The 23,475-nt window shown below is 66.2% G+C and carries 20 protein-coding genes; 12 read left to right on the forward strand and 8 right to left on the reverse strand.

All coding sequences use genetic code 11. The features are described 5' to 3' along the window. Positions 1-1,034 precede the first annotated feature (1,034 nt). The 3 genes from ACYVRU_RS03560 to ACYVRU_RS03570 all read left to right on the forward strand — a co-directional run bounded on the left by ACYVRU_RS03560 (position 1,035) and on the right by ACYVRU_RS03570 (position 3,851). Positions 1,035-1,946, forward strand: coding sequence for a hypothetical protein (locus ACYVRU_RS03560; protein WP_452039472.1), 912 nt, complete (start codon positions 1,035-1,037; stop codon positions 1,944-1,946). After that, positions 1,943-2,857, forward strand: coding sequence for a GHKL domain-containing protein (locus ACYVRU_RS03565; RefSeq protein ID WP_452039471.1), 915 nt, complete (start codon positions 1,943-1,945; stop codon positions 2,855-2,857). Before ACYVRU_RS03560 ends, ACYVRU_RS03565 begins: the two co-directional genes overlap by 4 nt. Positions 2,858-3,131: 274 nt before the next feature. Next, entirely contained in the window at positions 3,132-3,851 is a 720-nt protein-coding gene (locus ACYVRU_RS03570) for a LytR/AlgR family response regulator transcription factor (RefSeq protein WP_302808706.1), read from the forward strand. Between the two features lie 6 nt (positions 3,852-3,857). On the opposite strand, the gene ACYVRU_RS03575 is transcribed toward ACYVRU_RS03570, so the two are convergent. The 4 genes from ACYVRU_RS03575 to thrH form a co-directional block, all read right to left on the reverse strand. Further along, positions 3,858-4,211 (reverse strand): nitrous oxide-stimulated promoter family protein, encoded by a 354-nt coding sequence (locus ACYVRU_RS03575; protein WP_452039470.1) that lies wholly within the window; start codon positions 4,209-4,211, stop codon positions 3,858-3,860. A gap of 26 nt (positions 4,212-4,237) precedes the next feature. Next, positions 4,238-5,278 (reverse strand): class I SAM-dependent methyltransferase, encoded by a 1,041-nt coding sequence (locus tag ACYVRU_RS03580; protein WP_452039469.1) that lies wholly within the window; start codon positions 5,276-5,278, stop codon positions 4,238-4,240. Further along, positions 5,275-7,251 (reverse strand): elongator complex protein 3, encoded by a 1,977-nt coding sequence (locus ACYVRU_RS03585; RefSeq protein ID WP_452039468.1) that lies wholly within the window; start codon positions 7,249-7,251, stop codon positions 5,275-5,277. Before ACYVRU_RS03585 ends, ACYVRU_RS03580 begins: the two co-directional genes overlap by 4 nt. Positions 7,252-7,435: 184 nt before the next feature. Then, entirely contained in the window at positions 7,436-8,035 is a 600-nt protein-coding gene (gene thrH, locus ACYVRU_RS03590) for a bifunctional phosphoserine phosphatase/homoserine phosphotransferase ThrH (RefSeq protein ID WP_117285118.1), read from the reverse strand. Positions 8,036-8,259: 224 nt separating this feature from the next. Between thrH and ACYVRU_RS03595 the strand changes: the two genes are divergently transcribed. Then, positions 8,260-8,946 carry a beta/alpha barrel domain-containing protein gene (locus ACYVRU_RS03595; RefSeq protein ID WP_302234352.1) on the forward strand — a complete coding sequence of 229 codons (687 nt, stop codon included), beginning with the start codon at positions 8,260-8,262 and terminating at the stop codon, positions 8,944-8,946. A gap of 152 nt (positions 8,947-9,098) precedes the next feature. On the opposite strand, the gene ACYVRU_RS03600 is transcribed toward ACYVRU_RS03595, so the two are convergent. Continuing rightward, positions 9,099-10,007: a Ppx/GppA phosphatase family protein gene (locus ACYVRU_RS03600; RefSeq protein WP_302223857.1), complete on the reverse strand. Its 909-nt coding sequence runs from the start codon at positions 10,005-10,007 to the stop codon at positions 9,099-9,101. 126 nt (positions 10,008-10,133) lie between these two features. Further along, a complete protein-coding gene (locus tag ACYVRU_RS03605; RefSeq protein ID WP_452039467.1) occupies positions 10,134-10,922 on the reverse strand; it encodes a sortase domain-containing protein in 789 nt (262 codons plus the stop codon). Between the two features lie 545 nt (positions 10,923-11,467). Here ACYVRU_RS03605 and ACYVRU_RS03610 point away from each other — a divergent pair. Together ACYVRU_RS03610 and ACYVRU_RS03615 are read left to right on the forward strand one after the other, a co-directional pair. Beyond that, entirely contained in the window at positions 11,468-12,322 is an 855-nt protein-coding gene (locus tag ACYVRU_RS03610) for a hypothetical protein (protein ID WP_157012606.1), read from the forward strand. 21 nt (positions 12,323-12,343) lie between these two features. Next, entirely contained in the window at positions 12,344-13,501 is a 1,158-nt protein-coding gene (locus tag ACYVRU_RS03615) for a CapA family protein (RefSeq protein ID WP_418133506.1), read from the forward strand. A 175-nt stretch (positions 13,502-13,676) separates the two neighbouring features. Here ACYVRU_RS03615 and ACYVRU_RS03620 read toward each other — a convergent pair whose 3' ends face one another. Then, positions 13,677-14,840 carry a beta-ketoacyl-ACP synthase 3 gene (locus ACYVRU_RS03620; protein WP_452039466.1) on the reverse strand — a complete coding sequence of 388 codons (1,164 nt, stop codon included), beginning with the start codon at positions 14,838-14,840 and terminating at the stop codon, positions 13,677-13,679. A gap of 196 nt (positions 14,841-15,036) precedes the next feature. Here ACYVRU_RS03620 and ACYVRU_RS03625 point away from each other — a divergent pair, with 196 nt between their 5' ends. The 6 genes from ACYVRU_RS03625 to ACYVRU_RS03650 are packed head-to-tail and all read left to right on the forward strand — an operon-like array spanning position 15,037 to position 22,105. Continuing rightward, a complete protein-coding gene (locus ACYVRU_RS03625) occupies positions 15,037-16,002 on the forward strand; it encodes a nitronate monooxygenase (RefSeq protein ID WP_302012428.1) in 966 nt (321 codons plus the stop codon). Positions 16,003-16,012: 10 nt separating this feature from the next. Further along, a complete protein-coding gene (locus ACYVRU_RS03630) occupies positions 16,013-16,975 on the forward strand; it encodes an ACP S-malonyltransferase (protein WP_302683160.1) in 963 nt (320 codons plus the stop codon). Continuing rightward, a complete protein-coding gene (gene fabG / locus ACYVRU_RS03635) occupies positions 16,972-17,736 on the forward strand; it encodes a 3-oxoacyl-[acyl-carrier-protein] reductase (protein WP_417003593.1) in 765 nt (254 codons plus the stop codon). The genes ACYVRU_RS03630 and fabG overlap by 4 nt, the downstream gene beginning before the upstream one ends. Continuing rightward, the gene (gene fabF / locus ACYVRU_RS03640; protein ID WP_452039465.1) at positions 17,733-19,019 is read left to right on the forward strand and encodes a beta-ketoacyl-ACP synthase II; all 1,287 of its coding nucleotides are present in this window, start codon (positions 17,733-17,735) and stop codon (positions 19,017-19,019) included. Before fabG ends, fabF begins: the two co-directional genes overlap by 4 nt. A 9-nt stretch (positions 19,020-19,028) precedes the next feature. Next, positions 19,029-19,490, forward strand: a complete 462-nt coding sequence (gene fabZ, locus ACYVRU_RS03645) for a 3-hydroxyacyl-ACP dehydratase FabZ (protein WP_227070544.1) — start codon at positions 19,029-19,031, stop codon at positions 19,488-19,490. Between the two features lie 2 nt (positions 19,491-19,492). Further along, on the forward strand, positions 19,493-22,105 hold the full coding sequence (locus tag ACYVRU_RS03650; protein ID WP_302223850.1) for an acetyl-CoA carboxylase carboxyltransferase subunit alpha: 2,613 nt from the start codon (positions 19,493-19,495) through the stop codon (positions 22,103-22,105). A gap of 337 nt (positions 22,106-22,442) precedes the next feature. On the opposite strand, the gene ACYVRU_RS03655 is transcribed toward ACYVRU_RS03650, so the two are convergent. Further along, on the reverse strand, positions 22,443-23,432 hold the full coding sequence (locus ACYVRU_RS03655; protein ID WP_302223847.1) for a diaminopimelate dehydrogenase: 990 nt from the start codon (positions 23,430-23,432) through the stop codon (positions 22,443-22,445). Positions 23,433-23,475 lie beyond the last annotated feature (43 nt).

The following is a 23,475-nucleotide window of genomic DNA, read 5'->3' on the forward strand; positions in this document are numbered from 1 at the left end:
ATCGCAACTAGAATCACTGGCGTATTGGCGAAATTAAATTGGCCGGGATTGGCGATTTATCTCCGACTTGGGTGTGGCTGATTTAACCTGACTCCAATACTATCCTGAGGCGCAGCTTGAGGCTCTCGATGGCCTCATCGCGTACATCGACAGCTACTATGGGTTTGAAAGCGAGATAATCGATCACAAGGCATGGCGTAGCGGCAATTCAGACACGTCGGAAGAGTTTTCTGCTTATCTTGAAAACTATCAAGAGCGCCGTAGGCACAACTGAAAGAAATGCTTTTTGGCATCGGCCTCTGTTATGGGACGGCTGCGGGAGCGAATCCGCCTCGATGGCCTTCGTATCTCTTGAATATGTCATTTACGTCATATATAGTGCATACGCATAACGTGCGAGGAGAAGGTTATGCTTGTATTTCAGCCCCATTGTTTTTTGAGCGATTCTTGCGAAGAACTCTGTGCTCTTTCCGCTTTGCGCCATAGAAGCATGGCGAAACGGACGATTGCAGCAGCGGAGACGGCTGCGAGGGGAAAGAGCTCGGACCGATATGCTTCGCATGTGATTCCCCTTGGGTTGGCTGCCGAGCAGGAGGCAAGGCTTGCTAAACGCCGAGAAATCATGGAGCGAGCGGATCGAAGGCGCGTGAGCCTCGCTGGAGGCATCCCATCTCCGCTTTCTATGCTATCGGAAGCGAGAGACGAGAGGGACGATGCCTTCGGTAGGGCCATTGAAGGACTTATAGAATCAGGCCTGCGATTGTAGTGGTTCCGATGCCGTCGCACCACGTGGGGTGGCAAGCCGCTCGCCGGCGGTCGATGTCATTGGTGACATCGAAACGACCGAAAATGACAAGCGCGCAAGAGTCCCGTTGAAGCGGCCGGGCTCTTGTGGAATTCTTCTCTGAGCGAAGCTGGGGCTGGAGTTCTTGCGCTCTCGCGTGCCCGAGCGTTGCCCGAGTTTTGCCTGAGCCTTACTGGGCATCAGCGGGCGCATCGCTGAACAAATCGAAGTGTTCGAAAGGGAGGGATTGGTGGATCCGATTGCGGTGTTGATCGACGTGATTGATCTGTGCATCGAGCCTTGGATCATAGCTTTGGCAGCAACGCAAATGCTGCCGATGCGAAGGCGTGGCCTTTTTCTGGCTCTCGAGCTTATCGGCACCCCTCTTTGGGCGTTTGTCTTCGGGACGGTGCTCTCATGGTTTTGGGTGGGCCTTTTGGTGTGCGGCATTCTTGAGTTTGTGCTGCCGCTCCTTTTTTGGAGGGGTTCCCCGTTTCGCAAGGTGAGCGCCCTGTTCGTGATTCAGCTGTGCTCGATAGTGGCGGGAGTCGTTGTCTGGACGTGCTGGGAGGCCATCTTCGGCATGCCGATCCCCGAGGACTCCGCAGTCGAGTTCGAGCTGTATCGAAGTGATCTGGGGAAATGGCTCATCTACGAGGTTCTCGACATAGGCCTCTCGGCAATACTGCTGATACCTGCGGTTGTCCTGTTTCGGCGTTGGGCATGGCGCACGGCCGACACGCGGGGTAGCGTCGTCTTCGCCGGATTGCTTGTGGCTCAGCTGCTTATGGCCAGCGTCCCCATGATCTGCATGGCCCGTTCGCTGGGGACGGGCGCCTATGCGGTCATTGCGTTGATTCTGCTGGTGTATCTGGTGGTCGGCATTGGGGCCATCGTCGCCTCGTGGCATTGGGAAGTTGCCGCCCGCGCCCAGCGCCGCAGCGAAGAGCTGGCTCGCCAGCGCGTTGCCTACCTCGAGGAGTACGAGAACGCTCAGGCCCAGGTGAGGGCTGTTGCCCATTTGCGGCACGATCTTCGAAACGAGATGGCGGCGGCCCGCGCGCTGCAGGAGAGGGGGCGCGCCGAAGAGGCTCGCCGGCTTCTTTGCGCTATGGCGGAACGAGTTTCGACGGAGGAGATGCCAGAGGGAGGTTCGTTGTGACGACGTCGATGGCTGAGGTTGTTCTGTGCTCCGCTCTGCTTTCGGCCATGGCCCTCTGGTACGGCGTGCGCATGGGTGCCGTACCGCTCTCGAGGCGCTTGGCTGCGATGGCGATTCCCCTGACCCAGGCATGCGCTCTTGTCGCGTTCGGCGCCTTTGCTATGCGCGATCCCTTTCTGGATCGATTTGTTCCCTACGTTGTTTTCGCCACGGTAGCGTGTCTGGTGGCCGATGGTCTCGCACTGCCGAGCCTTTCGCTGGGTGCGCGCAAGGAGTCGGCCCAGGATCAGGCCCGTGCGGCAGCTGAGCTGCTGGAAGCGACACGTCAGGGCGCGGCCGCTGCTCGGCGAGAGGTGCAAGAGGCAGACGACGTGCGTCGTGGCATGGTTCAGGTGCTGAATCGGGCGATCGAGCAGTGCGGTACGGACGAGGTCGTCGGTGCAGGAGAGCTTGCAGTCGGGTCGCCCTTTGCGCGCTATTGCCGCAACGACGTTGTCGATGCGCTTTTGGCTCTAAAGGCGCGTCGCGCAGGCGAGGAGGGAGTTGCCTTTGAGGTGCATGCCGACGTCCCCGCCAGAGTGTCCATCAGCGATGTAGACTTGTGCGCTTTGTTCTCGAATATGCTCGACAATGGCATCAACGGGGCCGTGAAGGCTGAGGGCAGGCGATTCGTGCGCCTGGACGCCTCGGTGCATGGCGCTATGCTTGTTGTACGGGTGGTCAACAGTTGCAGCCCCAAAAGCGGCGGCGCCCCTTCGGCGAAGCCGGGGCGACAGCGGCGGTGCGCCGTGGACTCCCATGGTTGGGGCCTCGATATCTTGGGGGCGCTGGCGGAGCGCTACGACGGGTCTTTCGAGAGTGCCGCCGAGGGAGACCAGTGGGTGGCGAGCTTGATAGTGCGCTGCCGGTAGATTAGCCGGCGGCTGGAAGGCGGGTAACCGGCGGCAGAAGGGCCGCTGAGTCTCGCGGCATAGGGCCGAACGGGCTTTGAATGACGCCAACCGCGAAGGTCAGGGCGTGTGCCGTTCCCCGAAGTGATTTGCATTTTGTGACAACATTCCGACTGAAAATGACATGGTGCGGAGGGAATGAATCCTCTTTTGAGATAATAACAGCTTGCGATGGCCGCCGCGCGCAGCGGGGCCGTTTGCGCATTCGGGAGCCGAAGACGAGAAAGGACGATGCGTGTACACTGTGGCCGTTGTCGATGACGACCTTCGCCAATGCAGGATCCTGGCGGACATGATCGCCGATGCGCCGTTCTCGTCCTTCGATATCCTCACCTTTCAGAGCGTGCCCGATCTCGAAAGCTTCCAGGCCCACCACGGGCCGGTGGACATCTGCCTCATGGATGTGCGCATGGACGACGACGCGGGACGATTCTCCGACGGCATCGAGGCGGTCTCGCGGCTGTTTCCCGAGGGCTGCGGTACCCAGGTAATTTACGTGACGGGCTACGTGGAATACGCCACGCCGGTCTACGAAACGCCGCACGTGTACTTCCTGCTGAAGCCCGTGCAGGCCGAGCAGCTTTACGCTGCGCTCGGCAAGGCGCTCGAGCGGCTCGCGTCGCAGACGGGCGCCTATTTGCCAGTGACCTGCGGCGGCGCGGTGAGGCGGCTTCCCGTGGGCAAGATCATCTACCTTGAGAGCAACCGTCGCAAGGTGATCGTGCATATGGTCGACGATACGGTGGAGACCTACGCAAAGCTGTCGGATTTCGAGGACCAGCTGCCGCCGAACTTCGTGCGCAGCCACATGAGCTTTCTCGTGAACATGAACTATCTCGAGTGGGTGGATGGCAAAACCGCCACGCTTTCCACGGGCATACAGCTGCCGGTGAGCCGCCAGCGCTCCGTGGCCACTCGCGAGGCCTTCCACCGCCATTTGCGCGGGTTTTTGTAGGGCCTTCTACTTCTTCAGCAGGTGACGGACGGCGGCCACGGGGTGATGGAGGATCATCCGCGGACCGGCGTAACGCATGATGGCGCGGATCTGCTCGCGCTGGGCGGGGGCGTAGCAGTGGTTGCCGCATTCCTCGCAGCTTGTTTTGTGGGCCATGGACCGACAGCGCTCGGTGCGCAGGACGCAGTAGTCGTCGATGGCCTTGCACGCGGGGCAGAGCGCCTCGCCGGCATGGCTGGTCTCGGTGCGTGCGGTCGCCTCGTGGTTGCCGGCGCAATAAATCGCCACCATGTTCGAGATGGTGCGCTTCTCGCGCTCGCGGCGGCGAGCGACTTTGGGGATGTCAGGTATTCTTGCCATGGTGCGCACTTTAGCAGAGGATGCGCCTAGCATTGGGAGCGCTGCAAAACTACATAGCGGTTGAGGTTGCCCTGCTTGCCGTCGGCGGAGAAGCGGGCGACCTCACGCAAGGGGAGGGAGGCGGTGGACGCGCAGCTGCTGGCAGAAGGTGCGCTGGGGTTGCGGATGGGGGCGAGGAGGGCATCGATTTCCTTCTCGGGCGTATGGTGGCAGAAGCGGTAGACGCCCTCTGCGTGCTGCCAACCGAGGAGAAAGTCGTTTTCTTGGAAGGTGGGCAAGCCGTGGGCGACGCGGCCCTCGGCAGTGGCCGCGGCGGCCTTGGCGGCCAAGCGCGCATCGTTCAGGAACTGCCAGAACGACACGATGGCGAAGCCGCCGGGCCTCAGGGAACTAAGGAGCCCTTCGAGAACCCGGGCCCGCAGGGCGCCTGTCGGCAGGTGGTGCATGAGTCCGAAGGCGACAGCGAGGTCGCAGGAGTTGCGCGGGAGACGATCGGCGAAGGTGCCGTCGAGGAGGGATTCCACGATGTCGAGGGCGCGGAGATCTACGGTGGTCTTTTCGGGGAGGTTCGTGCCCTGTCCTGAAGCATCCCCTCCTTTCGTTTTGGAAGCAGCAGAGGAGCTGCTAGGGCTGTGCGGAAAGGCGGCAGATAGGGCGCCGATTGCGGGAGATGCCAGATCGGGGCAGTTGTCGAGGGCGGTGATGCGCAGGGGGGCGTTCGTGTGTTCGGCGAGGAAGCGCTCGAAGCGGAGGTTGCCGCAGCCAAGGTCGAGGATGGTGAGGGGCGCCCCGGAATCGCCGGCACTGTCATCGGGGACGCGGGCGGCGTGGCTGGGGAAGGGGCCTTGCGCGGCATCGGGGGCCGTGATGAGCTCCCAAGCCTTCTCCCAACCATGCCAAGGGGCTTGTCTCGTGGCCGAGAACGAGGCGGCTTCGCGGGCGTAGAAGTCGCTCGTGAGGGCGTTCAGCTTGCGGATGACCTGGGGGGAGTAGGCGTCGGGCTGCGAGGCGCTCTGCGCGGTCGTTGCTCCGGATGCGGAAACACGCTGCTCGTCGGCGATGCTCATGGCAGCGGCCGTTTCTGGTAGAGCCCGGCGTCCTTAAAGCCGAGGTTGCGGTAGTAGACGCGGGTGCCCACGGCGCTGATGACGTTGATCGCGGTGTACCCGGCGGCCGCCGCTTGGGCGCAGGCCTCTTCCACGAGCGCCCGCCCGAGGCCCAGATGCTGGGTGCCCTCGCCGGTGCGGTGCAGGGCGGCCACCTTCCCGTACACATGCACTTCGCGGATCATGGCCTCCTGCGGTGCGGAGGGGGAAGCAAGCGAGGAACCCCTCGTCTCGCTTTGCTCGCTCTTGATGGGAGGGGGAGAGGACTCGTTGGCGGTGTCGCGGGGAAGTGCCGTCGGCAGCGACAGGCGGCAGAAGCCGGCGATCTTGTTCTCGGGGGTGATCCATTCAAGGAAGCGCTCTTCGGTGGTGGCGGTCTGGTAGGCGATGGTCTGAAGGGAGAGGTCGCCCACGGTGGCGCCTTCCACGGAGATCTCGCGGGAGCGGATCTCGGCGACGGGCTCGCCCGTGGCATCGACGGCGGCCTCCACCACTTGGCGCAGGTTGGTCTTCTTGTTGCCGACGAGGATGTCGGTGGCGGAGATGTCGCGGATCATGCGGGAGATGCGCGTCCAGGGCGGCGTGGCCAGCACGTCGGCAACAAGGACGCCCACGAGCTCCTCTTCGGTGTAGGGGCGCCAGCGGCCGGCCTCGTAGCAGTCGGTGAGTCGGGCGCTTTCCACAAGGCAGCAGGGATAGAGCTTCACCTCATCGGGCAGAAACGCCGGGTCGGTAACGAGACGACGGTAGTCGGCAATGTCGGAGGCGGGGTCGGCGCCGAGCAGGTTCACCATGAAGTGCACGTGGCTTTTGAAGCCGAACCGCCGCAAGAGGGCCATGGCGTCGGCGATGCGCGCGGACGTGATGGCGCGGCAGTTGGCGGCGAGAAGGTCGTCGGAGAGGCTCTGGATGCCGATCTGCACCTTGGTGCAGCCGAGCGCGCGCAGGGTTCGGCAGGCATCGGCGGTGACGAGATCGGGGCGCGTTTCCGCCACCAGCCCGACGACGCGCTTCGGTGCCGTTTCGTTGGCGCGATGCAGGGCGAAAAGATCGTCCCAGGAAAGTTCCTTCGGCGCTGCGTTTTCAGCGTCTTCCCGCAGGGGCAGACCTTGGTCTGCCCTCTGGGCCGCCGTCGAAATGCCGGGATGCGGGAATGCCTCGGCCTCATGGCCGCGTGGGCCCTCTGCCGCATAGGCCTCCCGCCACGCCTCGTTGTAGGTGAGCTCTCCGGCGTCGATGCGCTGTTGGAGGGGCGCAGCGGCGGCGGCCAGTGCGTCGCGGTCGCAGGGGAGGCCACGGTTCTCGTACCACCTCTGGCGCTCGGTCGCCTCGCGGGCGCGCTCCTCGTCGGGCAGGTTCAAAGCGCGGAAGAGCTCGCCTGTGAACCAGCGCTGGTAGGCGGCGGGGTAGTCGCTCCAGGTACCGCCCAGCACGATGAGCTCCACCTTGTCGGTGACATGTCCCATGGCGGTCAGCGTTCGCAGGCGCGCGGCCACTTGGAGGAAGGGGTCGAACCAGCATCGCTCGGCCCGCTGGCAGGCCGGCTCGTCGGAAAGATAGCTCTTCGGCATACGGATATCGTTCGGGCAGAACACGCAGGCGCCCGAGCACGGCCAGGGCTTCGTGAGCACGGTGATGGTGGCCACGCCCGAGGCGGTGCGCCGCGGTTTGGCCTGCAGAAGGCGCACGAGGGCTGCGTCGGTCGCCTCGCTCACGTTCCACGCCGCCCACCGCTCGGGCTCCTCGGCCTTCACGCGCAGGTAGAAGGGGAGGAGTCGCCGCTTGGCCACCTGGCGCGTGCCGTCGTGGGCGGCGCGGTTGTGCCGACGCACCAGCTTGTCGAGCCACGCGGCGTCGGCGCTGCTGTCGGCTCCTTCGCCACCGACGACGCCGCTGCGCACGGCTTCGATTATTTCCAGGAGTGCTTCTTCCATAAGAATGCAAAAGATACCAGGTTCGCCCAAGGAAGTCAGCGAGGTTCCGACAGGCACCTGCAATTCGCTTGAAGCGCGGCCGAGCGGCCTTCGGGCCGTGAGGGAAAGCGCTGAATGCGAAGGGCAGGTGCCTGTCGGAATCGCAGCGTCGACGGGTCCGTTCGTCCCGTTAGGGCGAACGGAACTATAAGGCGGCCTTGATGGCGGCGAGCAGCTCGTCGTAGGTTTCCAGGGCCGGCAGCTCCGGGTACTCGGCCTTGATGGCGTCGGTGGTGCGGAACAAAAAGCCGGCCTTCGAATCCAGGATCATGCCCAAATCGTTATGGGAGTCGCCGGCGGCGATGGTCTGCATGCCGCAGGAGTGCAGCGCGCGCACCGTGGTGAGCTTGGTCTCGGGGCAGCGCATGGCGAAGTCGGTGATGGTGCCGTCTTCGGCGACGACGAGCTCGTTGCAGAACAGCGTCGGCCAGCCGAGCTTCTCCATGAGGGGCTTGGCGAACTGCTCGAAGGTATCGGAGATGATGATGACCTGGGTGAGGCTGCGCAGCTCGTCCAGGAATGCGCGGGCGCCGGGCATGGGGTCGATCTTCGCGATAGTCGCCTGCACATCGGGCAGCCCCAGCCCGTGCTCGGCCAGAACGTCGAGGCGCCACTTCATGAGCTTGTCGTAATCGGGCTCGTCGCGGGTGGTGCGCTTAAGCTCGGGGATGCCGGCTTCCTCGGCGAAGGCGATCCAGATTTCGGGAACCAGCACGCCTTCCAAATCGAGGCATACGACGTTCATAGGGCACTCCTTCCGTGGGCGGCGCCGGGGCTTAAGGCCTGCGCGCCGCAGGGTATCGTCGGCAGAAGCGTACCCCACTGAAGGCGCCTTGCCGCCTCGGAAGCGGAAAGATGGCGCAGGGGGCGACTTCAGCGGTAGCGCGGGCGCCCCTCTTGCTATACTGGGCGTTCCAAAAAGAAGGCGTCGGTGCGGCGCCGAAGGCGGCAAGAGCGAGGAGCACGGCTGTGACCAAGGTCATCAAGAGAGAACATGCGGAGCGGGCGCGGGCCCACGAGAGCGTGCTTTCCGTGCCCGAGGTCATGCGTACGGCCCCCGGCATCGCCATTCAGGGACGCAAGATCCGCTCGCTCGTGTTCTCGACGGACCTGGCCGTCATCTGCCACTGCGACGCCGATGCGGTGCTCGCGGTGTACCCCTTCACCTGCCAGCCGGCCATCACCCAGGCGCTCGTGGCCGCGTCCCAGCGCCCGGTGTTCAACGGGGTCGGCGGCTCCATCACCCAGGGCGAGCGCTGCGTGGAGGCGGCCCTGCACTCCGAGATGTCCGGCGTGGCCGCCGTCGTGGTGAACACGTCCATTCCCGTGGAGTCCATCTCGGCGCTCGTGGAGAAGGTGGCCGTGCCCGTGTGCGTTACCGCCTGCGCTGCCGACGACGTGGTGCACCGCCAGATTGCGGCGGGGGCCTCCATCGTGAACGTGGCCGCCGGCGCCCGTACGCCACAGGTGGTGGAGGCTTTGCGCTGGGAATACCCCGACCTGCCGATCATCGCCACGGGCGGCCCGACCGACGACGCCATCCGCGCCACCATTGCGGCCGGCGCCGATGCCGTCAGCTGGACGCCGCCGGCCATTGCCGATCTGGAGCGCGAGGTGATGGAGAAGGCCCGTCGCTTGGCGGCCGAGCTGTTGTAGAGCCCTGCAAGTGCGATCCGTAGGGGGCGACCTTGGTCGCCCCCTACGCAGCTGGGGGCACCATTCCGGTTGAGAGGGCTGACCAAGGTCAGCCCCTACGGGATGTGGGGCAAGCGAGGTTGACCGGCTCCATGGGGTAAATCGGCGGGGCCCTAAAGCATGTGGGTGACGAGGTAGCCCTCGCGGATGCCGTATTTGCAGGGGATAACTTCGGCGGCGCCCAGCTCCTCTGCGAGCGTGCGCACGATGATCATGCCGGGAACGAGGCTGTGAACGCGGTCGGGGGCGGCTTTCACGGCGCGATGGGCGAAAACGGAGACGTCGCCCTGAAGGAGATCGGCGAGCCCTTCCATGTCCTTGCGGCTGATGCTCTTGGGCCGAGTGTCGTCGCCCCATACGGCGGCGACCATCTTCGCGAGGGCGCGCACCGATCCGCCGATGCCGTAGAGCCGCTCGCTTCGGTACCCCTCCAAATTCGGTAGCGCCTGGAGTTCTTTGCGGAACGCGTCGGCGATGGTGCGGCATTCGGCCGGGGTGGGAATGACGCAGCGCACGTAGTTCGCGTAGGCGAGCACGCAGCCGAAAGGTATCGAGATCCCCGCATGGTCGCCATCGGACGCAAGGGCCGTCAGCTCCGTCGAGCCGCCGCCGACATCGATGAGCGTGCCTGCTGCAAGGGGTGTGCCGATGGAGGCGCCGACGAACCCGAGGTGGGCCTCCTCGCGGGCGGAGAGCACGCGCACCCTATGGTTGATGGCTGTCTCGATGGCCGCAGTCGCCGCTTCGGAATTCGCGCAGTTGCGCAGCACGGCGGTGGCGAAGATATCGACGCGCGCGCAGTTGAGGTTGTCGGCCAGCTTCAGCAGGTCGCCCAGCACGGTTACGGCTCGTGCGATGCCCGCGCTGGAGAGGGCCCCGTCGGTCACGTAGGCGGCAAGGCCGGCCATCTTCTTCTCGTCGACCAACGTGCGGAAGGGCTTGGCGGCATCTTCCCGCTTGGTCTCGTAAACGACTAGGCGAACCGAATTGGAGCCGAGGTCGATAACGCCGAGGCGTGCCATGAGGGTCCTTTCTCGAGGGTGCATTCCGCAGTGATTCCCTAGGGTAGCGCAACCTGCCGGCAAAGAGCCGCCCGATCGGTATGACCGGGCGGCTCGGAAGAGGGGAGGAGCGGGTCGCTGTCGCCTCTAGACGGCGATGACCACGCGGTAATGGGCGTTGTCCCCGCAGCATGTCTGCAGAATGATCGACTCGCCGTAGTCGGTCACGCGGGACTGGATGTCCTCCCAGTAGGTGCTATCGGGAACGATGAACTCGTCGACGACGGAGTAGGTGCGCGTGTTCCCATCGGAGTCGCACACGGTGACGGGATCCCCGTTCTTCAGGGTCATGACGCAGGTGAAGTCGCCGGGGTTGTGACCGATGAAGTAGCCCCAGCTGCCATCGGTGGTGCTATCGGAGCCCATCCACAGTCCCGCACCGGAGGCGGGAGCCGAGGCGCTTTCGTAGGAGGGGACGTAGGTGACGATGTCCCCGTTCACGTCGATGGAGTCCGCTACCATTTCATCGCCTTCGGGGGAGATGGTCTCGAGGGGCTCGGTCACGTCGACGGCCTCCACGTCGATGGAATCGTCGGAGCCTTCGGGTGTCTCGCCGGCAGCGCTCGCGGCGGTCTTGGCTGTGGCATCGTGGCTCGCGCTGTGCTTGGCGGACAGGGAGGCGCGGCTGGAAACCGCGTCCATGGCCAGCTCGTCGTGGATGTCGTCGAACTCGGAGGCCATGGCCACCGCCTCTTCCTGATCCTCGTAGACGATGATGGAGGCCACCTGCTTGACGATGGACGTGTCCTGGGCCGCCTCGGGCATGGGCAGGGTCGCCGGATCATGATCGGGCTCCATGGCGTAGGCGATGCCGCCGACCAGGGCGAGCGCGGCGGCGCCGGAAACAACGGCGGCTATGAGTTTCGATGCCTTCATGACGCTTCTTCCTTTCACGAGGCCTATCGACGGAGTCGCGGACGGGCTTCTTCTTTGCGAGGCGAACCCTCTCGTGCGGTAAGGGCCAAGAATGGAACTTGACAGTGCCTATCTTAGGGTGTCCAGGTCACAAATAGGCTCTGAACTGGGCATTGTTGGAATCGCGTATGCGTAAGAGAACTTGTTCGGAAGAAAGAAGCCGCCTTGAAATACGCCCGTTTCCATCCCGTCGCCATTGTTGACGGCATGCAAGCGGAAACGGCGCGGGTTGCGCAGAAGTTGTGGGGGCCGCTGCCGTTTGGCTCCCGTAGGGGGCGATGTTGGTCGCCCCTTGCTGCACGTGCTGAGGTTTTCGCCGCTGCCGATTGTTGAGGTCTGAGGGCTTTTCGCGAAGAGGGGAGGTCGCAAGGCGATATTTTGCCTATAATGAGCCCACCTGTATTTCGATGGACACAACCGCACGCAAGCTGCTTTGGCGGCCGGCGTGCTGCCACCAAACGAACACGCGAAACGCACGACGGAAACGAACACGAGGTTGATCATCCATGGGAATGAACCAAGACCCCCGAGGGGATGCCTACGGCCGCAGCCCCGAGCGACCCGATGCGCCGGCTCCGGCCGGCCGGGCTCCCCAGGGCTCGCGGGGCAAGATCACCACGCGCCCCTCGCGAGAGAGCATTTTGCAGTCCTACGCGACCCAAGACGAGATGCGCGCCCGTGACGCGCGCCTGCGCTCCCAGCAGGCGTCCCGCGCCTATACGGCCAGCGCCGCCCAGCGCGATGCCGATCGCGCGGCCCGGCGCGAGGCCCTTGCGGCCCAGCAGCGCGAGCAGGAGGCTCGTCGCGCCGCCCAGCAGCGTCCCGCACCCGCAACCCCGGCCCAGCGCGCCGGCCAGCGCCGAACGCGCGTGGTGCCGCCTTTGTCCTCCCAGGAAAGCTACGACCTCACCCGCTCCTCCATGGAAAGCTACGAGCGCGCCCGCGCCTCTCGCGATGCCCTGTCGGAAGCTCGGCGGGGCCGCGCGCTCAACCGCGAGGTCATCGACGGCCGGGGCAGTATCGACTCGCGCACCTTCAACGAGAGCCACCAGATTTCCGCCTACTCCCGCGACGACCGCGACCGCCACGACCCGATGATCGATGTCATGGACAACCGCACCTGGCATTCCCGGGCTGGGCAGGGCTTCGTCGCGCCCGCCGAGGGGGCTCCCGGCGCTCCGGCGCCCGCGCGTCGTCCGCGCGGCTCGAGCGCCTCCGACGTCGGATTCGCCGGCGTCATGAGCGGCCGGGCCAACTACGGCGGCACCCAGGGCGGCTCCGGGGTGCCGATGTTCGTCAAGATCGCCGTTCCCCTGATCGTCGTTCTTCTTGTTGTGATCGTTTGCCTCTTAGTGTTCTAAGGGTTCTAGAAAAGGCATTACATGTACGCGAAACCGACCTGTCCGACTCCGCTGAAGATCCTTCTCGTTGTTGTTATTGTTGTCGAACTTGCGGCTATTGGGCTCTTGCTCGCTGGCCGTGCCGGTGCCTCCGAGGGTCGGGACTCGGCCGTCGAAGCTTCGGCGTCGACGACTCCGGCGCCAACTGACACGCCGGCAGCTCCGGCTGCCTCTGACGGCGGAGAGACGGCCGGCGGGGACAAGGCGTCTTCCGAGCCCGTGACGCTGACCGTCACCTTCGCCGGCGACTGCACGCTCGGTACCGACATCAACTACGAGAACGAGCGGTCCTTCAACAGCCGCTGGCAGGCCGAGGAGGGCGATGCCACCTACTTCTTGCGCAACGTCGCCGACCTGTTCGGCTCCGACGACCTTACCGTGGTGAACATGGAGGGTGCGCTGACCGAGGGCGGCGAGCGGGCCGACAAGAAGTTCGCCTTCCGCGGCAAGCCGGAGTACGCCAAAATCCTCTCGAGCGCCTCGGTAGAGGCGGCGACGCTGGCCAACAACCACTCCCAGGACTACGGCCAGACGGGCTACGACGACACCATTGCCGCGCTGGACGCCGAGGGGGTGCAAAGCTTCGGCTACGACCGCATCGCGTATCTGGATGTGAAGGGCGTGAAGGTGGCGCTCATCGGGTCGTACTTCCCCGAGGACAGCGCCGAGAACACCAAGGAGATGACCGACAACATCGCCGCGGCCCGGGCCGAGGGCGCCCAGCTCGTGATCGTGTACGTGCACTGGGGCCAGGAGCACGAGTACGACATCACCGAGGGCCAGCAGACCGCCGGGCGCGCCGCCATCGATGCGGGGGCCGATCTGGTGGTGGGCTCGCACCCGCACGTGGTGCAGGGCTGGGAGGTGTATCAGGGCCGCTACATTGTCTACAGCCTCGGCAACTTCTGCTTCGGCGGCAACACCAACCCCGACGACAAGGACTGCCTCATCTTCCAGCAAACGTTCACGGTGACGGGTGACGAGGTGGCCAAGAACGACGACGTGGACTTCATCGCCGCCTCGGTTTCCACGGAGACCGACCGCAACACCTACCAGCCGGTACTGGCCGAAGGGGATGAGAAGGCCCGCATCGACGCGAAGGTGCAAGAAGCCGCCGACCGCATTGCGGCTGCCTCCTAAAGTATCGATTAACCTGTCCGGCCGCGAGAAGGCGGAGGGGCGCCGTGCTCAAACAGCTTTCTATGGCAGGGCTCGTCGGGAGCTGCCGACATTTCGTTATGCCATAGAAAGAACTGCGCGCGGCACCCCTCCGCCTTCTCGCGGCCTACTGAGCCTTAGTTGCTGGGGTTGCGGGCTAGATGCGGATGACGCAGGAGCCGGCGGTGAGGCCGCCGCCGAAGGCGGTCATGCAGGCGATGTCTCCCGGCTGCAGCTTGCCTTCGCAGAGCGCCTCGTTCAGGGCGATGAGGGCGCTCGCGCCGCTGACGTTGCCGACGTGGTCGATGATCACATGGAAGCGCTCCATGGGAAGGCCCATCTTCTTGGCGGCGTAGCGGATGATGCGCTCGTTGGCCTGGTGCGGTGTGAACAAGGTGACATCGTCGGTGGTCAGCCCGGCGCGGGTAAGCGCCTCCTCGGTGCAGCGCATCATGGCGGAGGTGGCGAACTTGAACACCGCCTGGCCGGCCATGCGCATATAGGGGTCGCTTTCCGCATCGGAGGCGGCAAGACGCGGGGTGGCGGTGGCAGAAGCACCGGCGGCGGTCGTGCCGTCGGCGGCGAAGGGCACCTTGCGGGAGGCGAAGGCGCTGTCGCACCAGAGGGTGCGGTCGACGTCGTCGGTGTTTTCCATGTACGAGGAGAGGATGCCGGGCGCATCGGCTCCGGCGGCTCCGGCAGCGCCATCGGCGCCGGCAGCACCGGTCTCCGCCTCGTCGCGCCATTCCAGCACCACGGCCCCGGCACCGTCGCCGAACAGGATGCACGTGGCGCGCTCTTCCCAGTCGACGAGCTTGCTCAGGCGCTCGGCGGCCACCACGAGTACGCGGCGCACGTCGTTGCAGCGCAGAGGCGTCCCGGTGCGGGCAGCTTCCTGGCGCGCGAAGGCGGCGCCGGCCATGATGAGGTCAGCGGTGGAAAGCCCGTAGACGCAGCCGGAGCAGGCGCAGGACATGTCGTAGCACACGGCGTTTGTGGCACCGATGCGCTCGCGGATGCGGGCGGCCTCGGAGGGGAAGTGGGTGTCGGCGGTGAGCGTCGGGCAGATTATCATGTCCAGGCTGGCAGCTTCGATCGCTCCCGCCTCGCGCTGCCAACCGCCTTCCTCAAGCCCCAGCGCTCGCAGCGCGGCTTGGGCGCCCAGATCGGTGCAGGTCTCCTCGATGGCGACATGGCGGGTGTGAATGCCCGTACGCGGGACGATCCACTCGTCGGTGGTGTCTACGATTTCCGAGAGCTCGTCGTTGGTGACGATGCGCGCGGGCAGCGCTCTGCCCGATCCGATGATGACGCTGCCCAAAGCCGTTCCTTTCCGTAAATGATGCCTCAACCTGCTCTATGATGCCCCATATCGCCAAGTTTTCTGCTCAACGATGAGATGTTTGGTGAAGATTTTAAACGCGCGGTCAGTTTTTGGGGCGAATTCCTTAAGATTTCTCAGATAGTTTATCTCAAGGCGCGTGTTGCCGCAGCGAAAGAGAGGACGAGCTGCTTTCATGAAGACCCGTATCACAGAGCTTTTGGGCATCGAATATCCCGTGGTGCAAGGGGCTATGGCCCGCATCGCCGACGGAGGGCTGGCCGGCGCCGTAAGTGAAGCCGGCGGTTTGGGCATCATCGCCTGCGGAGGAGCCCGGCCCGAATGGATCCGCGAGCAGGTGGCCCGCGCCCGCTCCCTTACGAGCAAGCCCATCGGCATCAATGTCATGCTCATGGATCCGCGCGCGAGCGAGGTGGCCGAGCTCGTGTGCGAGCTGGGCGTGGAAGTGGTGACCACCGGTGCCGGCAGCCCCGCCAACTATATGAAGATGTGGAAAGAGGCCGGCGTGAAGGTGGTGCCCGTGGTGGCCTCCTCGGCGCTGGCCGCCCGCATGGAGCGCCTCGGCGCCGACGCCGTGGTGGCCGAGGGCACGGAAGCCGGCGGACATATCGGCGAGCTGACCACTATGGCGCTCGTGCCGTCGGTTGCCGCGGCGGTTTCGATCCCCGTCATCGCCGCCGGCGGCATCGTGGATGGCCGGGGGATGCTCGCCGCCTTCGCGCTGGGCGCCGAGGGCGTGCAGTGCGGCACGCGCTTCCTCACCGTGGAGGAATGCGGCGTGCACGAGGCGTGGAAGGAGAAGGTGCTGAAAGCCAAGGACTCCGACACCATCGTCACCGGGCGCGGCACCGGGCATCCGGTGCGCGGCCTGAAGAACAAGTTCGCCCGCGAGTGCCGCAAGATCGAGATGGCCGCCACCTCCGGGGAAGAGCTGGAGGGCATGTACGCCGGCTCGCTCGCCCGGGCCGTGGCGGGAGACGTGGAAAACGGCTCGGTCATGGCCGGGCAGGTGGCGGCGCTGGTGACCGAGCGCGGCACGGCGGCCGAGGTTATTGCCAACATGGTGCGCGAGGCTGAGGCCCTGGCCGGGCGCTCCTTGGGCGAGCTGGCCGAGCTGAACAGCCGCCGGGCGCGCGTGTAAGGAGGCCGCCATGCTTGATGAGACCCCCTTGGCGCCTTTGGGCCCGGCTGGCCTGGTGTTCATGGCCTCGGGCCAGGGCTCCCAGAAGCCCGGCATGGGCGCCGATCTGTTGGACATCCCCGAGGTGGCGAACGTGTTCGCTTGCGCCTCGGACGTGCTCGGCCGCGACGTGGCAGCGCTGGTGCGCGACGCGTCGCCCGAAGAGCTGAACGACACGCGCAACGCCCAGATCGCCATCGCGGCGCTGTCGGTCGGCATGGGGCGGTCGCTTGAGGCGCGCGGCATCGAGCCGGACGCGCTGCTCGGGTTCTCTCTCGGGCAGGTTTCCGCCATGGTGCTCGGCGGCATGCTCGCCGAGGAGGACGCCTTCGCGCTCATCGCCGAGAGGTCGCTCCTCATGGGGGAGGCGGCCGACGCGAATCCCGGCGTTATGAGCGCGCTTCTGAAGATCACGCTGCCCGAGGCCGAGGCACTGTGCGCTCAGTGCGCCGAGGACGAGGTGCTCGTGCCCGCGAACCTGAACGGCGGCGGCCAGATCGTCATCGCCGGCACGCCGGCGGCGGTGACCCGCGCCGAGGAGGCGTGGGCCGCGAGCAAGGGCCGCTTCTCGCGTCTGGCCACGTCCGGTGCCTTCCACAGCCCGCTCATGGCGCCGGCGCAGGCGCCCTTCGCCGACTACCTGGCGAAGGTGGAGTTCCGCGAGCCGGTGGTGCCGGTCATCGGCAACGTGCACGCCGCGCCGCTTGACGTCGCCGGCGCTCGCGAGGAGCTGGTGGCGCACTTGGTGTCGCCCGTGCAGTTCGAGGCCAGCGTGGCAAAGCTTCAGGCGGTCGGCGCGAAGATGTTCGCGGAAGTGGGCTTCGGCGGCGTGCTCGCCAATCTCGTGAAGCGCATCGACCGCAGCGCGCCCCGAGCTGCCATTCAAGATCGCCCCTCCTTCGACGCCTTCGTCGAGGAATTTGGAAAGGAATAAATGTGACCGAATCAGAGAATCGCCGTTGCGCCGTGGTGACCGGCTCCACCCGCGGCATCGGACGCGCCGTGGCCCGCGAGCTGGCGGCTGCCGGCATGAACGTGGTGGTGAACAGCTCTTCTGAGCGCAGCCTGCCCGCCGCCGAGGCGGTAGCCGCCGAGATCGCCGAAGAGTTCGGCGTGGAAACCTTGGCCGTGGCCGCCAACGTGGCCATAGAAGAGGAGGCCAACGCGCTTATCGCCGCTGCGGCCGAGGCCAACGGGCGGGTGGACGTGCTCGTGAACAACGCCGGCATCACCCGCGACGGCCTGGCCGCCCGCATGTCCGACGACGACTTCGACGCCGTCATCGACATCAACCTGAAGGGCACCTTCCATTGCTGCCGCGCCGCCGCGAAGCTGATGATGAAGCAGCGTTGGGGTCGCATCGTGAACATGTCCAGCGTGGTGGGCGTGTACGGCAACGCGGGCCAGGTGAACTACGCCGCCTCCAAGGCCGGCGTCATCGGGCTCACGAAGTCGCTCGCCCGGGAGCTTGCGCGCCGCAACATCACGGCCAACGCCGTGGCGCCGGGATTCATTGCCACCGATATGACCGATGCGCTCTCCGATGCCCAGCGCGAGGCTATCGTGAGCCGCATCGGCAGCGGGCGCTTGGGCGAGCCGGACGACATCGCGCATTTGGTGCGCTTCCTCGCCTCGGACGAGGCGTCCTATATTACCGGTCAGGTCATCTGCGTGGACGGAGGAATGTCTTTATGAGCGAGAACGAGAGCATCCAGACCCGGCGGCCCGACGGCACCCATCGCGTCGTCATCACCGGCGTGGGCGCGGTGACGCCGGCCGGTGTGGGCGCCGAGGCGCTGTGGGAGACGCTCATGGAGCGCGGCTGCTGCATCGCGCCCATCGAGCGCTTCGATACGAGCGAGTACGAGGTGCACATCGCCGGCGAGGTGCGCGACTTCGATGGCACCGAGCACGGCCTGACCAAGAAGGAGGCGCGCCGCTTCGAGCGCTTCGTGCAGTACGCCATCGTGGCGGCCGACGAGGCGCTGGCCCAGTCCGGCTTGGAAGTGACCGACGAGAACCGCGATCGCATCGCCGTGGTGTTCGGCACCGGCATCGGCGGCATCGACGAGCTGCAGAAGAGCTTCGCCACCTTGGAGGAGAAGGGCCCCAAGCGCGTGAACCCCCTGTTCATTCCCACGATGATCGGGAACATCGCCGCGGGCAACCTGGCCATCCGCTACGGCATGCGCGGCGAGTGCCTGAACGTGGTGACCGCCTGCGCCACCGGCGCCCATTGCATCGGCACGGCGCTGCGCGACATCCGCCACGGCTACATCGACGCGGCGCTCGTGGGCGGCACGGAGGAGTCCGTGAGCCCCATCTGCATCGCCGGCTTCACGAATTTGTCGGCCCTTACCCGCGCCGAGGATCCCAAAGAGGCCTCGCTGCCCTTCGACGCCCGCCGCGGCGGGTTCGTGGCCGGCGAGGGGGCCGGCGCGCTCGTCATCGAGTCTTTGGAAAGCGCTCTGGCCCGCGGCGCCGCGCCCATCGCCGAGATCACCGGCTTCGGCAGCACGGGCGACGCCTACCACATGACCGCGCCCGACCCGGAGGCCACCGCCATCACCGCTGCCATGGCCGCCGCTCTGGCCGAGGGCGGCTTCACCCCGGCCGATTTGGGGCACCTGAACGCCCACGGCACGGGCACGCCGGCCAACGACGCCACGGAGTCGAAGGCGCTCGCGAACCTGATGGGCGGTGTGGAAGCGGCCGCTTCGGTGCCGGTCACCTCCGTGAAGGGCACCACGGGCCACATGCTCGGCGCCGCCGGCGCGGTGGAGGCCATCGTGTGCGCCCTGTCCGTGGCGCGCGACGCGGTGCCCCCCACGGCCGGCTTCGCCGAGGCCGCCGAGGACTGCCCCGTGGCGGTGGTCACCGAGGCTATGACCGACTACCCGCAGAAGGTGGCCCTGTCGACCTCGCTGGGCTTTGGCGGCCACAACGCCGCTCTGGCCTTCTCGCCCTATAACGGTTAGGAGGAGCCGATGACTGAGGAGAACGCGATGGCGCCGCTGCCCTGGGGGCGTGAGGTCATCGAGGGGATTCTGCCCCATCGCGATCCGTTCGTGTGGGTGAGCCGCATTATGGCCATCGAGCCCGGCGCTTCCATCGAAGGCGAGCTGGACGTACCGGCTGATCTGGATATCTTCCGCGGGCACTTCCCCGACCATCCGGTGCTGCCCGGCGTCATCATCATGGAGGCGCTCGCCCAGTGCGCCTCCATCGCCGTGCTTCAGGCGCCCGAGCTGCGCGGGTGCATCGGCTTTCTCACCGGCATAGACGCGGCGAAGTTCCGCCGCCAGGTGGCCCCCGGTGACACCGTGACGCTGCGCGCGACCATCGTGAAGTCGTCGCGCCGCCTCGTGGTGGCCGAGGTGGAGGCCTCGGTGGACGGCGAGATTTGCGCCACGGCCACCCAGAAGTACGTGCTCGCACCCAAGGAGTAGACATGGCCAAAGCGGCTTCCAAGTACATCAGCTTCGACACGGCGGGGAACTTCGTCTCCGAGCTTGAAGACGGCTCTGCGGTCCCTGAGGCGCCCGAGGACGGCTCGCTGAAGTCGGCGGTCTCCTACGCCCTGGACGCCATCGTGGAGGCGGCCGGCACCTTGCCGGATACGGCGGCGGCCCTGGTGGGAGCCCGCCCCGGCGCGGCCCATCGCGACCCGGAGGAGAAGGTGGCCGACGTCTCCGAGCACGTTCGGTCCACCATCGGCGACGACTTCGCCGTCGATGCGGCGCGAACCGCCGAGAAGCCCCGGGCCCTCGTCATCGCCTCGGCCAAGAACGCCCGGGCCTTCGTGGTGCCCATGGAGCAGGCGGGCCTCGATGTGGTCTTCGCCACGGTGGACAACCGCTCGCTGGACGGCTTCGCCCGGCGCATGCTGCCCACCTACAACCTGGGCAGCACCACGGCCGACGTGGACGCCGACACGCTTTCCGCCAACATCTACACGGTGCTCTCGGCGGCCAAGGCCTGCGGTGCGACGCTTATCTTCCTCGACAGCGCTAAGGCGTCGCTCGCGGAGGACGCCTATTTCCTGCGTCACGCCGCCAAGCGCGGCCTGCGCGTGTTCGCCCCGGCCACCGAGGGCACTCTGCGCACCGGCTGGGTGGAGCTTCTGCCCGCCGGCGTCGCGCCCGCGCTCGGTGCGGCGTCGCCCTCCGAGGCGCCCTGGGAAAACGAGCCGGCTCGGGTGGCGGACGACGACGAGGGCCCCACCCATTGGCGCCGCTGCCACAAGTGCAAGCTCTTCTTCGACAAGGAGGAGATCATCGAGCTCGGCGGCTATTGCCCGGCTTGCGGCACCCTGCAGCGCCTGCGCTCCGACGAGCGCCTGGCCGCCACGGTGGACGCCGGCTCGTTCGAGGAGTGGAACGCGGTCATGCCCGACTCCAACCCGCTGGACTTCCCGGGCTACCCGGAGAAGATCGCCGATCAGCGCGAGAAGAGTGGCCTTGAGGAAGCGGTGCGCACGGGACGCGCGACCATCGCGGGGCTGCCTTTGGCCGTAGGGGTCATGGAGTCCGGCTTCTTCATGGGCTCCATGGGACACGTGGTGGGCGAGAAGGTGGCCGCGATGATCGATCGCGCCATCGCCGAGCGGCTGCCCGTCGTCGTGTTCTGCGCCTCCGGCGGCGCCCGCATGCAGGAGGGCCTCATCTCGCTCATGCAGATGGCGAAAGTGTCCTGCGCCGTGGAGCGCCTGAGTGCGGCCCGTCTGCCCTTCATCACCGTGCTCACCGACCCCACGACCGGCGGCGTGACGGCGTCGTTCGCCATGCAGGGCGATATCGTTTTGGCCGAGCCCGGCGCGCTCATCGGGTTCGCCGGCCAGCGGGTCATCCGCGACACCATCAAGCAGGAGCTGCCCGAGGGCTTCCAGACGGCGGAGTTCGCGCTCGAGCACGGGCTTATCGACGCCATCGTGGAGCGCTCCCAGATGCGCAGCGTGCTGGCCCAGCTTCTGGCCCTGCACGCCCCGGCCGACGACCCGGGGCGCATCGTCACCTACCACAGCGTCATGGACGCGCTGTCGGTGGGCGCGGACGCCTACGGCTCGGTGGACGTGGCGCCCGAGGCCCGAGCCGTTGGCGAGCGCATCCGCGACGAGGAGGCCGCGGGGCTGTGGCGCAGCCTGGCCGAGTCGGTGCCGGTGGTGGGCGAGCTCATCGGGCGCCCGGAAACCCCCGAGGAAGCCGAGGAGGCGTCCCGCCGCGAGCTGGAGCGCCATGCCCGGCGCGAGGCCCGCAAGTCCGGGGTGAGTTTGGAGGCTCCGGCCGGCAGCGCATGGGAGAGCGTGCAGATCGCCCGCAACGTGCACCGTCCCACGGCGCGCCGTTATATCGATGGCATCGTCGAGGGCTTCATCGAGCTGCACGGCGACCGCGCCTTCGCCGACGACGGGGCCATCCTCGCCGGCATCGGCTGGATTTCCGGCCATCCGGTGACGATCATCGCCCAGGAGAAGGGCGTGAACTTGGCCGACCGCGTGGCCCGCAACTTCGGCTGCCCCCAGCCCGAGGGCTATCGCAAGTCGCTGCGCCTCATGCGCGAGGCGGAGAAGTTCGGGCGCCCGATTCTCTGCCTGGTGGACACCCAGGGTGCCTTCTGCGGCACCGAGGCCGAGGAGCGCGGCCAGGGCAACGCCATCGCCGACAATCTGGTGGCCATGGCGGGCCTTACCGTTCCGGTGGTGAGCGTGCTTCTGGGCGAGGGCGGAAGCGGGGGCGCCTTGGCGCTGGCCGTGGGCAACCGCGTGGCCATGCAGGAGCATGCGGTGTACTCGGTGCTCTCGCCGGAGGGCTTCGCCTCCATCCTGTGGAAGGATCGCACCCGCGCGCCCGAGGCCGCCGAGGCCATGCGGATGGACGCCGCCTCGGTGCTGGAATGCGGCATCATCGATGCGGTCATTTCGGAAGGGGAGGGCCCGGCCCACGAGAATCCGGAGGAGGCCGTCGCTGCTGTGCGCGATTACGTCCGCATCGCCTACAAGGAGCTGGCCGATCTTTCTCCCGACGAGCTGGTCCGCCAACGCCAAGAGCGCTTCGCGAAGTTCTAGCCACCTCTGCCGCGTCTTGCTCAGTCTGGGACAATCTCTGTGCCGTTCTGGGTGCAAAATTCCGAGTTGTTAGACATGGTCGGGGGCGGTTTGGGGAACCAGGGTGGAAAGACAGACCGAGAAGGGGCCGGAAGGCAGGAAAAGGACTCGTATTGAGTCCTTTTCTTTTGTCTTGCAGGGCGTAGAAGTCTAACAACTCGAAAATATGCCCCCAAATTGAGGGGCAAGTTGTCTCGAGCGATGAAAATGCCTCGAGCGATGAAAAAGCGGACCACCCGGTGGGCGGTCCGCTTGTTAATGAGCGCGCGTGTTCGCTGGCGCTGTTGGGCGCGCGGCCTTACAGCATCTTCGCGCGGAGCTCCTCGGGGGTCATGGGCGAGAGCAGCGCAGGCGCGATGTCGAAGATGGTGCGGCAGCCCGTCTCGCCCGCGCAGGCCATGCGCCAGCAGGCGCGGGCGCAGGCGACGAGCACGCTGCCGGTGAACTCCGGGTTGGAATCGAGCTTCAGCGAGTACTCGATCACGTGGGTGTTCTCGCCGGCGGCACCCGTGGTGCCAGTGCGGATGACCGAGCCGCCGTGGGGAATGCCGGCGTGATCGCGGTCGAGCTCTTCCTGAGAAATGAAGGTGACCGTGGTGTCGTAGTCGGCGAAGTAGTTCGGCATCGTGACGATGGCCTCTTCGATGGCAGCCGTATCGGCACCCTCCTCGGCCACGACGAAGCACTCGCGGGTGTGCTTCTGACGCGTGGTCAGCTCCGGGTTGGCACCGGAGCGCACGGCCTCCAGCGCCTCGGGCACGGGCACCGTGTACTGGCGGGCGTCCACCACGCCGGGGATGCGGCGGATGGCGTCGGAGTGCCCCTGGGAGACGCCGCGGCCCCAGAAGGTGTAGTCGGCGCCGTTGGGCATGATGGCGTTGGCGTAAACGCGCGAGACCGAGAACATGCCCGGATCCCAGCCCACCGAGATGACGGCCACGTGCTCCGTCTCGCGGGCCACCGCATCGACGGCGGCGAAGTGCGCCGGGATGTTGGCATGGGTGTCGAAGGAGTCGACCACGTTGTAGAGCGCAGCGGCTGCCGGGGTCTGCTCGGGCAGGTCGGTGGCGGAGCCGCCGGCGAGCATGAGCACGTCGATGTCGTCGGTATGGGCGGCCAGCTCCGTGGCGGGCCAGACGGCGACGTTCTCGCCGAGCGGATGCACGGTGGCCGGGTCGCGGCGGGTGAACACGCCCACCAGTTCCATATCGTCGTTGGCGGCGACGGCCAGTTCAATGCCGCGGCCGAGATTGCCATAGCCGAGAATGCCGATGCGGATGGGGTTCAATGGTGCCTCCTTGGGTGTTCGCTGAGTAGGAAAACGGCGCTTC

The organism is Adlercreutzia sp. CNCM I-6216 (assembly GCF_977113345.1).